This window comes from Methylomagnum sp., from assembly GCF_054333355.1.
This window is the reverse complement of record NZ_JBTEKS010000105.1, coordinates 1-12,500: the sequence shown is the minus strand read 5'-3', so window position 1 is coordinate 12,500 and position 12,500 is coordinate 1. Positions and strand designations below refer to the sequence as shown.

The 12,500-nt window shown below is 53.2% G+C and carries 12 protein-coding genes; all 12 read right to left on the bottom strand.

Annotated features, from left to right (window positions below):
• Positions 1-20: 20 nt before the first annotated feature.
• The 12 genes from ACXWUF_RS10165 to rpmH all read right to left on the bottom strand — a co-directional run bounded on the left by ACXWUF_RS10165 (position 21) and on the right by rpmH (position 12,488).
• Positions 21-1,148 carry a restriction endonuclease subunit S gene (locus ACXWUF_RS10165; protein WP_458503277.1) on the bottom strand — a complete coding sequence of 376 codons (1,128 nt, stop codon included), beginning with the start codon at positions 1,146-1,148 and terminating at the stop codon, positions 21-23.
• Complete coding sequence (locus ACXWUF_RS10160) at positions 1,145-2,743, bottom strand: type I restriction-modification system subunit M (RefSeq protein WP_458494559.1); 1,599 nt, start codon at positions 2,741-2,743, stop codon at positions 1,145-1,147. The genes ACXWUF_RS10165 and ACXWUF_RS10160 overlap by 4 nt, the downstream gene beginning before the upstream one ends.
• Before the next feature lie 55 nt (positions 2,744-2,798).
• Positions 2,799-3,416 (bottom strand): hypothetical protein, encoded by a 618-nt coding sequence (locus ACXWUF_RS10155; protein ID WP_458494558.1) that lies wholly within the window; start codon positions 3,414-3,416, stop codon positions 2,799-2,801.
• A 3-nt stretch (positions 3,417-3,419) separates the two neighbouring features.
• The gene (locus tag ACXWUF_RS10150) at positions 3,420-3,776 is read right to left on the bottom strand and encodes a hypothetical protein (protein ID WP_458494557.1); all 357 of its coding nucleotides are present in this window, start codon (positions 3,774-3,776) and stop codon (positions 3,420-3,422) included.
• Positions 3,776-4,861 carry a hypothetical protein gene (locus tag ACXWUF_RS10145; RefSeq protein WP_458494556.1) on the bottom strand — a complete coding sequence of 362 codons (1,086 nt, stop codon included), beginning with the start codon at positions 4,859-4,861 and terminating at the stop codon, positions 3,776-3,778. Before ACXWUF_RS10145 ends, ACXWUF_RS10150 begins: the two co-directional genes overlap by 1 nt.
• Positions 4,862-4,891: 30 nt before the next feature.
• Positions 4,892-5,602, bottom strand: a complete 711-nt coding sequence (locus ACXWUF_RS10140) for a hypothetical protein (protein WP_458494555.1) — start codon at positions 5,600-5,602, stop codon at positions 4,892-4,894.
• 2 nt (positions 5,603-5,604) lie between these two features.
• Entirely contained in the window at positions 5,605-8,628 is a 3,024-nt protein-coding gene (locus ACXWUF_RS10135) for an HsdM family class I SAM-dependent methyltransferase (protein WP_458494554.1), read from the bottom strand.
• Between the two features lie 100 nt (positions 8,629-8,728).
• Positions 8,729-10,072: a tRNA uridine-5-carboxymethylaminomethyl(34) synthesis GTPase MnmE gene (gene mnmE, locus ACXWUF_RS10130; protein WP_458494553.1), complete on the bottom strand. Its 1,344-nt coding sequence runs from the start codon at positions 10,070-10,072 to the stop codon at positions 8,729-8,731.
• 55 nt (positions 10,073-10,127) lie between these two features.
• The gene (gene yidC, locus ACXWUF_RS10125; protein ID WP_458494552.1) at positions 10,128-11,774 is read right to left on the bottom strand and encodes a membrane protein insertase YidC; all 1,647 of its coding nucleotides are present in this window, start codon (positions 11,772-11,774) and stop codon (positions 10,128-10,130) included.
• Positions 11,767-12,000: a membrane protein insertion efficiency factor YidD gene (gene yidD, locus ACXWUF_RS10120; protein ID WP_458494551.1), complete on the bottom strand. Its 234-nt coding sequence runs from the start codon at positions 11,998-12,000 to the stop codon at positions 11,767-11,769. The genes yidC and yidD overlap by 8 nt, the downstream gene beginning before the upstream one ends.
• On the bottom strand, positions 11,955-12,350 hold the full coding sequence (gene rnpA / locus ACXWUF_RS10115; protein WP_458494550.1) for a ribonuclease P protein component: 396 nt from the start codon (positions 12,348-12,350) through the stop codon (positions 11,955-11,957). The genes yidD and rnpA overlap by 46 nt, the downstream gene beginning before the upstream one ends.
• Positions 12,351-12,353: 3 nt before the next feature.
• Complete coding sequence (rpmH, locus tag ACXWUF_RS10110) at positions 12,354-12,488, bottom strand: 50S ribosomal protein L34 (RefSeq protein WP_458494561.1); 135 nt, start codon at positions 12,486-12,488, stop codon at positions 12,354-12,356.
• Between the last annotated feature and the right edge of the window lie 12 nt (positions 12,489-12,500).

Below are 12,500 nucleotides of genomic sequence, written 5' to 3'. Positions count from 1 at the left end.
GTTGGATTAGGGGGCATGAATTAGGCCGCTATTTCCAAGGGTTCGGGCAGGTGCGATACGTCCAATTCGCCGGAGATGAGTTTGGGGAGGAGGAGATCGCGGGTGGTGCGGAGATTACAGTTTTTATGATGCAAATTCGTGGCAAGGTCAAACAACGGGCGGATTATGTCATCAAAGGTTTTTGCTAAGTTCGCAGCAAAAGCGATAACACGTAACGATGTCAGTCCATCCAAAGTCAATTGAGGCTGAGCCGCACCGCCTAGAACGCTTTTTATTGGGGTATTTTTGGCGAATAGTTCAGCGAACCCAAAGCTGAGATTCTGAAATTTCCCTTTAGGGGTGACTACGAAAGAGTTATTGGTCACAAAGGCTTTTTCAGTTGTTCGCCATACTGTTCCACTTCCGTTGCCACGGGAAGTAATTAGGCAAGTCGGCCCCGGAACAACATAATCTTTATAACGACCAATTACGCCGCCACCACCATAAACAGGGTATTGTCCATCAGGGTCTAAATTTTTTGTCGGTAAGGTTTTGCCATAACGAACATCAAACAGTTCCGTAAAGCTAAGAACTCCCCACCCCTCCGGTATCAAACCCAACTCCGACTCCACCATCCGCACATTCTCATGCCCCGGAAAGCGGAAGTGGACAAACCATTCCTCATAAATCCGCCGGGCCATTTCTTCCAAAATGGCAATGCGCCGGGTGTTGTTTTCGATGAGGTCGTCGTAGGCGGAGAGGAAAGAGGCGATGCGGCGTTGAATTGAAATCGAAGGAATGGTAACGATGAACGTGGAAAGAGCATTAACTGTAATTTGCGCCTGAGCTGAGCCAGTATCTAGCTTTTCTTTAAGTGACTGCTGGCTTAGGTAATAGCACATGAATTTCTTATCGGCCTGTTCTTCATCTAGCTCAAGAACAATCGACAAGTTTGTGATCCAAGCCTTGGGGGGCGATATTTTTACCTCCCCAGTGCCTCCCACTCCACGGGCTATTACTAAGAGCATTGGTTTTTCGTATAAATATTCTCTTGAATAGCCAGCAACGCGATAACCAGTAAAAATTGGAAAACCAGCATCGAAGATTTCTTTGGGTGGCAGTTTACCGTACCGCATGGTGGCAATTTGCCCAAGGGGTATAGTCATCATATCTTTAGCAACCCAGAAATGTTGTTAGCAATTATTTCCTCTATTTCCCGCGCTTCGTTATGAAGAATTTCGAGTTCTTCATTCAAAGATTCTAATCGTTCCGCGAAATCAAAGTCGTCAGCTCCCTTTTCAGCCACCCCCACATACCGTCCCGGATTCAAACTCCACCCCTGCGCTTCAATCTCCTCAATCGTTGCCACTTTGCACAGCCCCGGCACGTCCCGATACTCGCAACCGGGGAATAATTCAGCGGGGTCAATCAGCGGCCCATGCCCGCCTAAGGGAAAGGCAATTTCCGGCTCATATCCATCTTCCCAACCTACAAGAAAACCATCCTCCACCAACTCACCCCGATACATCCGCACAATATTGGCGAGGTATTCCACCTGCTCGGGTAGGAAATCCCGAAGGGCGCGGCTCACTTGCCGGAAAACATGGCGGGCGTCGATAAACAAGACTTTATTCTTGCGCGGGCCGCTAGCCTTGCCCTTATCGAAAAACCACAAAGTACACGGCAAGGTCACGGTATAAAAGAAATTGGAACCCACCGACACAATCACATCCACCGCCCCGCTTTGAATCAGCTTCTTGCGGATGTCCAACTCCGTGCCGCGTGCATCCGCCGCCGAATTCGCCATCACAAAACCGGCCCGGCCCCGCTCATTCAGCGCCGCGTGAAAAAGCTGAATCCACAGGTAATTAGCGTTGTCCGTGTTCGGCAAACCGGGAAAGCGCTTATCCCCTTTCAGCCGCGTCTTATCCACCCCGGACACGTTGAACGGCGGATTCGCCATCACGAAATCGAACCGCCCCAAGGCGTCGTGCGGGTCTTCGTAGTAGGTATTGGCTTCGAGAATATCCCCGGACAGGCCATGCACCGCCAGGTTCATCTTCGCCAGCTTCACCGTGTCGGCGGCCTTCTCCGTGCCGTAAACCGAAATTTCCTCGCTGGCCTTCTTCTGGTGGCGCTCCACGAAGGCCGCGCTATGCACGAACATACCGCCCGACCCGCACGCCGGATCGAACACCCGGCCATGGTACGGCGCGATAACTTCCACGATCAGCTTGACGAGGCTCTCCGGCGTATAGAACACCCCGCCCTTCTGGCCCTCCTTCATGGCGAACTTGCCCAGGAAGTATTCGTACACCTTGCCGAAGGCGTCGCCCGTCAGCTTGACCGGGGCCAGCAACCGCAGCAGCTCCACCAGAATGGCGTTGTCGAGCTTGTTGTAGGAGCGGGGCAGCACGCCCTTGAGTTCTTGGTTGTCGGCCTCGATGTGGGCCATGGCGGTGTTGATGGCCTTGCCCAATTCTGCGCCCTCGGGCAACTCCAGCAACCGACTAAACCGGGCTTCTGGTTTGAGGTACAGCACGCCCTCGGCTTGGTATTCGTAAGGCTCCAATTCCTCGGGGTTTTGGCCTTCGCTCCGGTATTTTTCCTCAACCTCCCGGAACCGCCGGTCGGCATAACTGAGAAAGATCAGCCCCAGCACGGGGGTGGAGAAGTCCGCCGGTTTCAAGCCGGTATTGGCCCAAAGTTGATCGGCAGCGGCCCACAGCCGGTTTTCCAGCTCGTTGAGTTGGTCAGAAGTCACGGAGTTTCCTTAATCGAGAAAGATGGAGCACGCCCGGCGGGTGGTTTCCCCCCAGCTACCGGGAGGCGTTAGCCGGTGGCCTTAATAGTTCGTTCGGCGCGTTTGCGGTTTTCCCGTGCGCGTGTGTGCCCAAGTATAACGACTCGGTTTCATTGTCGGCCAGATTGTTGACGGTTTTTTCCGGGGCTGGCGGACTCGGGGCTTGCGCCGGTGCCGCCGTGCCGTTATTCACTTGCTGGTGCCCGTGGGCGATGTTGGCTTGCTTCACGAAGGCCACGTTGGGCGGATTCTTGAGCGTGCCCAGGACTTCCAAGGTCCGCACGCATTGCGACTGCGCCCTGAGCGCCAGCCGCATATAAACTTCCGTCGCCGTCATGTGTTCCCCCAGATTCATCGCCGACCGCCGGGCCAGATTCATGAAAATGGATTGCAGGGCGTGGGCTTGGGTGAACAGCATGGCCTCGCAACGGCTCAAGTCATTCTCCTTCAACGCTTCCGAACTCTTCATGAGTTGCACCATAAGCGCCGAAAAATCCTGGTCGCCGAACGGCTTGCCGAATTCGGCGATCACCGCCGCCGCGTTGGCGCTCGGGCGTAGGGTTGTCTGTGCCTTAGCTAATAGGGCCTTATCTTCTTCTACCGTTGGCTCTGCTTTGTTGCTGCTTTTTGCCATGCCTTAAACCTCGTCGTTGCTTGTGGACGAGTGCTGTCGCCCCTGAATTTCCAACAGGTGCAGCAATGCAAAGCCGTCGTATTTCTCCTTGGGGATAGCCAGCTTGAAAGCCACGCACCGCCCGGAGGGAAGCCGCCAGCGGGTGAACTCGATGATTTCGCAGCGTTCGGGGTCCGCCGGGTTGTCCTCGTCCCGGTGCCGATTAGTCAACACGGCCAACAACTCCGGCTTATGGCGACGGATAAACCCCTTTTGCGATTCCGAGAGCTTGGAGAACGGACGGACCACAAGGTCGGTGCCGTCCGCTTCCAGCGTGAAGCCCGCCGCCTCGATGCGTGGGACGAACGCTTGAACGTCCATCACAGCCTCCCCGCATCATCGGAAAAATTTTTCTCCCCGCGAAAAACTCCAGAACGATGTTCACAACGTTCACGAAGTTCACGCTTGACCGTGACCGGCACGCCCTCCCGCCCCGATTTGCCGATGTCGATATGGATGCCCACCGCCGATAGCGCCGGACTTTGCCGCCGCAGCACATCGCCCAGCCCTCGCGGCGATTTCGGCCAGGACTCGGCGCCCTCCCGATGGGTTGCCAGGGATTCCAACAGCTTCTTCATGGTGCCGCTGAATACAATGCTCCCTTGCCCCTGGTGGGCGTCCACCATTTCCTGAATCGCGGTCGCTACGGGCGAAGCTTCCAAACTACGCGCCACCGAATGCGTGCGGTTTTCGTCATACAACGCGATGAACTCGCCGGGTTTACAGCCTTGAGCTTGGTACATGGCCTCGCCCAGCTTGGCGAAGCTGCCCATGCGCGGTAAGCGCTCGGGTTTCACCTCGGGCAACTTGGCGAGCGTGGCGACGAACAAATCCAGCAACGCCCCCATAATGGCGGGCGCTGCCTCGTTGAAAGCCGCTTCGATGTCGGTTTCGTCGCGGTATTCCGGGATGGGTTCAAGCTCGACATGGACCACGCGGGCGGTGAGGTCTTGCGCCGTGACTAGCGGCACGATGCCGTTGATGACCACGGGCCGCTTGCACTCGATCAGGGTTTCGTCGGCGTTGGTGTAGAGCTTCCGCGCCGCGAATCCGCCGCCGGTCGCCAGATTGCAAAGCGCGTCCTGTTGCTGCGGGGATAGGTGGGAGAGATTGTTCAGGCTCACCAGCCAATTGCAGCCCGCCCCGATGAAGATGTCCTCGACATTCTTAGGCGCGGCCCGGAGATTCACCGCGTTCGGGTCGGTAAGCTGCCGGTATTTCTCCTGCGTGCTGCTTTTGCCCGTGCCTTGCGCTCCGATAAGCTCCAACACCGGGAATGCGGTTTCCGGTCGCCATGATTCGAGCATGACGGCCAGCACCAGCGGGCGGACCTTGACGGGGATATTGAGGAAATCCCATAGCCGCGCCAAGTCGCCACCCGCCACCGGCACGGGAAGCGGGCGCATGAGTGTCAGAGTCACCCATGATTGCGCTTTTTAGGGTGATATTAAATTAACCCACAGGTGGGTGAGATGGATCTGATCATCAGTGCGATATACCACAGACTTTGATTGCATAATTTCATGCTCATTTCCGACGAGCGTTAGCTGCTCCTCCTCAGACCATTCTGGACATATAGCACGGGTAGGTTTGCAACTTAACTCGCAAATCCATTGATTAACTCTTGCAAGCCATACGTCAAACTCTCCATCTTGAACATACCCAATCATCCCTGCATAACTGAAGTCTCTACCATGAATTGACAGCTTAAATCGTTCAATTCCGCCGCAATCAACGTATTTACCATTTTCTTCGTGACCACAGACATATTCGCGGTGGCGTTTATTGGGAAGTCCATTTGACGACAATCGCTTGCCCTCAAAAACAGTGATTTTTTCTGGCTCATCTGAAGTGAATAAATAAATACCGATATCAGGTCTTGGGCTGGTGCCTAAGTTTTCGTTCTCCATTACTTCAGGAAGCACCATATAGGGTAAATCCTCCCTATAGAAGACTTGGCCTATAGACTTAGCAAGATTTAAGTTTAGAGCTGGTTCATTTTTAATCCCTTTTTTCATTGATGAACTAGCAAAATCCACAAGCGCAACTTTAAGATGCCTCACTACTTTATGGAACTGTGTGCCCGGTGCTGGACCTAGTAGATTTCCATTCCCCCCGAGAGGACGTGAACTTAATGGATTAGCCATTATTAATATCCTTGGTGAAGCATATCTACGAGGGTTTCATCGGCATCACGCATGGCCATGGATCGCAGCCAAAAACGTTTCTGATTCGGCTTAACCATTAATATTACATTTTGTTCATATGTTCTTATGATTCGATTAACAAATAAACGTCTGCCAACTTGTCGCGACAATAATTCCTCAAGATAATCTACAGCTTTATTTTGTGCTGGAATTTCTATCTCAGGAGCCTCTCCGTAGCAAAACGGATAGCACACAAAATGATCCAAAATAATTGGAGGTAGTGGCTGGAAGTTTTCATATATGGAATTCAATATCCGGCAATACATTTCGCCAAACTCTAACAATTCCGAAAAACTGACTGCCTTTACCGCGACTGATTTCTCGCCCTTTCTGCGAAAATCAACAAGAACCTTCATTACATCGTCAATCAACGATTGTTCCCAGTCTCGCAATTTAATATCTTCGCTTTCTTCCTGATATGGCACAGCAAGAATATCTTGTTGCAGTAAAGATGTTTCTCGGCTGACCAATATTCTGCCACTAATTACCACTGCTAGAAATGCAAACAACTTAGAACCGCTCAGGCTTTGTGTTAACATTCTGAGCTTCTGCTCATCCTTAGCATGAATACCAATAATTTGTTTACTAAACACTAAATATTCATTAGAAAACTCTACGGGAATTACACCATCATCAATTTTTTTTCGTATCAAAACATGGGGTGGTTCAAATATTTTTTTATTATTTTTACGCGGCTCTTCAAAAAACAAATAATCACAAATTTTTGGTTTTCTCACAAAGCCATTTTTAGTCAAAATATCAGGGCTTACATTTGATTTTCCTGTGATCCATGGCGCAAGCTCCGGCGTTCTTTTCAATTTAAATTTTTCTTTAATTTGGTTAGCTGGCACCCCAACAAATTGATCCCTATTAGGCAAATCATTTAGCACATGGCCGCACCCCACGCTATAACCTTCGCAAAATTGCCACCCATCATGCTCTTCCCGTTGGTTTAGATACTCTCCCAGCGTTGAAGCATTTTCAGGAATCAAGCGCTCGAGAAGCCTATGAAGCCGACCACCACCTAAAAGATTGGCTTTCCATACCTGCTTATTTGAATTTATCGACTTTATTGAAACCCAATGGAAGTCATAAGCATCCAATTCAAACAGCAGCTTTTCCTTGATTGCCTTAGTTCTGCGAAAAGTAACATGGAGTACTTTATCTGTTTTAACTAGCTTATTAAAACCAATCACTGCCGCTGCGGCTACCTGTGCCTTAAAAAGTGAGTCTTCAAGGGCGGTGAAATCAAAAACTATAGCAATATGAAAATCATTAAATAGCGCTTGGCGAAATGCTTGGGCACTGCCATTGTAAAGCAGCGGACCCGCTGGCTGGATTAGACAAATAGTAGCCCCATCACGACCAAGCCTAAAGGATTGCTCAAGAAATAATAGGGCAGCCTGATTATCTGGAAGCGGGGGTCTTTGTTTTTTTAAGCGCTTTTCAAGTTGTTTTGCTGCATGTGTTTCCAACTTACTATCAAACGGAGGATTTCCAATCACTAAGTCAAAATAACCATCAAATTTTCCAGACTTCATGATTTCAAAAAAATCTTTGGCTTGCAGATTATTTTCGCGCAGGTCATCAAACTTAAGCTCATTCCAAATTACCAAAGGCTCTAATTCGTCGAATAAAGCTATGTATAAACTAAACGCTGTAATTAAAATTGCCTCTGGCTCCTTGTCAAAACCAAAAACATTTTTCTTTAAAATACCCTGCAAATCGCTATGGGTTGGGTTTCTCCAATGATTAGCCATCCGCCAACAATGAACTAAACGCTTAAATACACCCACAAGGAAAACGCCGGAACCACAGGCCGGGTCTACTATTCGCCAATCCAGAATATCAGCATCAAAAGACAGGCATTGATCCAATAATAAATCAACCAGCATGGGCGGGGTATAGACAATACCTTTAGTGTCTTCTTTAGCCTTCTCACCTTTTTCTGAAATTGCAGTTTTCTTTGCTAGGAATTCCTCGTAGATATTGCTAATCAATTCAACGGGCAAATACTCAAAGGAATAGAGTGGCCAGAATATGCCCTGCCCATTTGGCTCTCTATCCCCGGCCAAAAAATCTGCAATCGGAGATAAGTCAGCTTTAAGCATCGCTTGCTTTTCGCTTGTGCTGAACTCGAAAATACCGCCATTAAAATGTTGGCTAAGACAATCAAAAAGCTTGATGCAACTACTGGGGTCGCGAAATACCTTATCTAAATTATCAGCACCATCTTCGATGTTGATCTCATGTTTTAAGAATTGCCGAAAAAACCCTTTTTTAAATACTCGATTTCCATTGGAGTCCTTACGATCAGACAAATACTTTATTAACATTGCGATAACAAGCAAGCGGTTAACAATTAGCTCGTCCGCGATTTTTTGCTTAATAAGTTTTTTCCTATAAGCCTTCAGGAAATCTAAAAGCTTAAAATAGGCCGTTTCTTCTAGCCTAAAATCGTCCTTAAAACTAGGATTATCCCATAAGGTTCCAGCAGCAATAGCGCGAACAATAAATTTGCGGTCGGCAGCAATAAGTTTTTCTAGCTTATCAAAAGGACTGAAAGCAGGCTTGCTGCCCTTTATCTCAGGCACCTTGCGGCAATTTAGTATTTTTATACTATCGACGCTGAAAATAAACGCGAGCGGAACCACACCTGCATTCCAAAGGTTGCGATGTATCTCAGCATACCAAGACTCATTCAAACTGAGTGATGTATCATGGTATATAAATATTTGGGGAATAGGCAGGCGCTTTGGGTATCGATTGTCATCGGGAAAAACCCGAAAAAAAACAGCATCAGCCTCAAATTCAGCAGCCTTTTCCAAAGCGATACGAATGCTTGGTTTATCAAACATTTCGCCTCGATCCGACACAAAATAAAGCTCCTTCTCCCCTTGGTTAGTAGGAAGTAGGTCCATTTCTTCTAGTTTTGCTCTCAGCGCATTATCAGGCTGGCCTCTCATACCTATCACATCAAATAAAACGAACTAGGATAAAAATAAAAAACTCTCACCCCCGAAAGTTTAGTGGGGCAAGCTCATAAAAACCACATGGGTAGAAAAGCTACTTTCCAATACAAAAACTGGCGAATATTCGCCCCAGCAAATCATCGCTGGTAAATTCCCCGGTGATTTCCGCCAGCGCGTTCTGCGCCTCCCGCAAGTCCTCGGCCAGCAATTCCGGGGCGGGAATGAGTAGCTGCGCGGCGGCGCCCTCCATGAAATCGCGGGCGCGGGCCAGGGCGTCGAGGTGGCGACGGCGGGCGATGAAGACGCCTTCCGCCTCGCTGTCGTAGCCCATGGCGGATTTGAGATGGCGCAGCAGCGCGTCCAGTCCCTCGCCGGTCTTGGCGGATAAGTGGATGGCGGGACCAGCGTTGGTATCCAGGTAGCCCGCCGCTTGGCCGGTGAGGTCGATCTTGTTATACAGCCGGGTAACGGGCCGCCCCTCGGGCAAGGTTCCCAGCAAAGCTTCGCCCTCTTCGGGATGGCGCCCGTCAATCAGCAATAGCACCCGGTCGGCCTGTGCAATCTCGGCGCGGGCACGCCGCACGCCTTCCCGTTCCACCACGTCATCACTCTCCCGCAAACCCGCCGTGTCCACGATATGCAGGGGCATTCCGTCGATTTGGATGTACTCCCGCAGGATGTCGCGGGTGGTCCCGGCGATTTCGGTGACGATGGCGGCTTCCCGGCCCGCGAGGCGATTCAGCAAGCTGGACTTGCCCGCGTTGGGCCGACCAGCGATGACCACGGTCATGCCGTCGCGCAGCAAGCGGCCCTGCCGGGCGGTGGCGCGGATGGCGTCCAGGCGGGCCAGCAGGTCGGCCAGTTTTTCTCCTGTGTGGCCCTCGGACCGGAAGTCGATGTCCTCGTCGGTAAAGTCGATAGAGGCTTCCACATACAGCCGCAATTCAATCAACGCCTCGACCAATTCGTGAATGTATCGGGAAAATTCGCCCTGCAACGAGCGCTGGGCGGAGCGGGCGGCTTGCTCGGTGGTGCTGTCGATGAGGTCGGCGATGGCCTCGGCCTGGGCGAGGTCGAGCTTGTCGTTGAGGAAGGCCCGTTCGGTGAACTCGCCGGGCCGGGCCAGCCGGGCGCCCAGGCTCAGCACCCGCCGCAGCAACATATCCAGCAGCACGGGACCGCCATGGGCGTGGAGTTCGAGAACGTGTTCGCCGGTGAAGGAGCGCGGGGCCGGGAAATAGAGGGCGAGTCCTTGGTCGAGAACTGTACCGTTATGATCGAGGAAGGGGCAGAAATGGGCGTCGCGGGGCTGGGGAAGCTTGCCGAGCAGGCCCAAAGCGATTCCGGGCACGGCCTCGCCGGAAACCCGGACGATGCCGATGCCACCCCGGCCCGGCGGGGTGGCGATGGCGGCGATGGTGTCGGTGGGGGGAGTCACGCAGCGGGGGGGTGTGTAGGTCGGGCTTAAGCCCGACCTACAGGGACGATGAGCTTTAGGTCTTGGCCGGGGCGGTGTCGCCGATGATGACCTTGTTGATGTACCACTGCTGGGCGATGGACAACAGGTTGTTGACCACCCAGTACAGCACCAGCCCGGACGGGAAGAACGCGAAGAAGCCGGTGAACATGACCGGGAAGAACTGCATGATCTTGGCTTGCACCGGGTCGGTGGGCGGCGGGCTGAGCTTCTGCTGGATGAACATGGACACGCCCATGATGGCCGGCAGGATGAAGTAGGGGTCTTTCGAGGACAGGTCCGTCAGCCACAGGGCGAAGGGCGCCTGGCGCATTTCGACGGTTTCCACCAGCACCCAGTACAGGGAGATGAAGACCGGGATTTGCACCAGGATCGGCAAGCAGCCGCCCAACGGGTTGACCTTCTCCTTGCGGTACATCTCCATCATCTTCATGTTCATTTCCTGCTTGTTGCCGCCGCACTGCTCCTTGAGCTGCTGCAACTTGGGCTGGAGTTTCCGCATGTTCGCCATGGACTTATAGCTGGCGGCGGACAGGCGGAAGAACAACGCCTTGAGGGTGAGCGTGACGAAGATGATGGCCCAGCCCCAGTTGTTGAAGATTTTGTGGAATTGCTCCAGCAGCCAGAAGATGGGCTTGGCGATGATGGTCAGGACGCCGTAATCGACCGTCAGGTCCAGGCCGGGGGCGGTGGCTTCCAGCACCCGTTGCAGTTTCGGGCCAGCGTAAAGCTGGGCCTTGAAGGTTTTCTCCTCGTTGGCCTTCACTTCCAGGCTGGAGGTATAGGCGCCAATCACGAAATGGTTGTCGGCCAGCGCCTTGGTGTAGAAGTTATGCTCCTCGCCCGCCGGAGGAATCCACGCGGCCAAGAAGTAGTGCTGAATCATGGCGATCCAGCCATCCTTGGATTTGCGGTTGAGGTTCTCGCCCGCCATGTCCTTGAAGCTGATTTTTTCGTACTTTTCTTCCGGGGTGTACAGCACGCCGCCGGTGTAGGTGCGGACGAACTGGTCCTTGGCCTTGTCGCCGGGGTCTTTCCGCTGCAATTGGACGTATTGGCGGGCGGCCCAGTCGGAGCCGGTCTGGTTGGCGACCTTGTGCTCCAGCGCGATGTCGTAGCTGCCGCGCTTCAACACATAGGTCTTGGTGACGGTCACGCCCTGGCCGTTGGTCCAGGTCAACGGAATGCGGAGGGCGTCCTGGCCGTCGGCAAGCTTGTATTCGGTCGCCTCGGCACGCCAAACGCTGTGGTGGGTCGGGGCCAAGCCTTCGTTGCCGAGGAAGCCGCTTTGGGCGATGAACACCAGCCCATCGTCGCTGAACAGGCGCACCGGCTTGTCGGGCGCTTCCTTGCTCTCTGGATAGCCGGGCAAGTCGAGCAGGCGGAGGTCGCCGCCGTCCGTGTCGATTTCCATGCGGATAACGTCGGTGCTGACGGCGATGCGCTGATGCTGGGCCGCGCTAGCCGCCATGGCCTGGCCCGATTGGGTCACGTCGTCCACGGTGCGGGCCGACTCCGGGACGTCGGGCTTGCCGTCCGGGACGGCGGCGGATTGAGTGGCGGGCATGTCTGGCTTCGGGCCGTAGTCTATTTGCCATTGTTGCCACAGCAGAACGCTGAGAAGCATGAAGAAAACGAATAAGACGAAGCGTGCGTTATCCATTGTTGTTTCCGAATTTTTCTGGGACGGGGTCGACGCCTCCCGCGTGCCAGGGATGGCATTTCGCGAGGCGCCTGATGGCGAGCCAGGAACCCCGTAGGGCACCGAACCGCTCGATGGCGTTCAAGGCATAGACAGAGCAGGTCGGGTGGAAGCGGCAATGCTGGCCCACCCAAGGACTTATCAGGTAGCGGTAGGTTTTGATGAGGAAGACCAGAAGGGCTTGCATTGCTTCACCAGGAAAGCCCAGTGTTTTTGCAATGAGCGGAATAATGTTTCATGGTCTGCCTGGAGTGCGGCGCTGCGTGCCATGACCACGAAATCGACTCCGCCGAGTTGGTGTTGGCACTGGCGGAAGCTTTCTCGAATCAGGCGCTTAAGACGGTTGCGGTCATGGGCTTTGCGGACCTGCCGCTTGGAGATGGCCAAGCCAAGGCGCGGGTGGGTTTTGCCGTTGGTTCGTGCCAGTACGGTCAGCCGACTGTCCGCGGACTTGTATGGTTGCTCGAAGACCCGCTGGAAGTCGGCTGCTGCGCCTAGTCGGCGGGTTCTAGGGAAACCGTGGCCGGGGGAATCCAAGCGTCAGACGGTCAACCGCTTGCGGCCCTTGGCGCGGCGGGCGTTCAACACATTGCGCCCGCCCCGGGTACTCATCCGCGCCCGGAATCCGTGGGTGCGTACACGCTTGATTTTGCTGGGTTGCCAAGTTCTTTTCATGGGTGTCCTGCC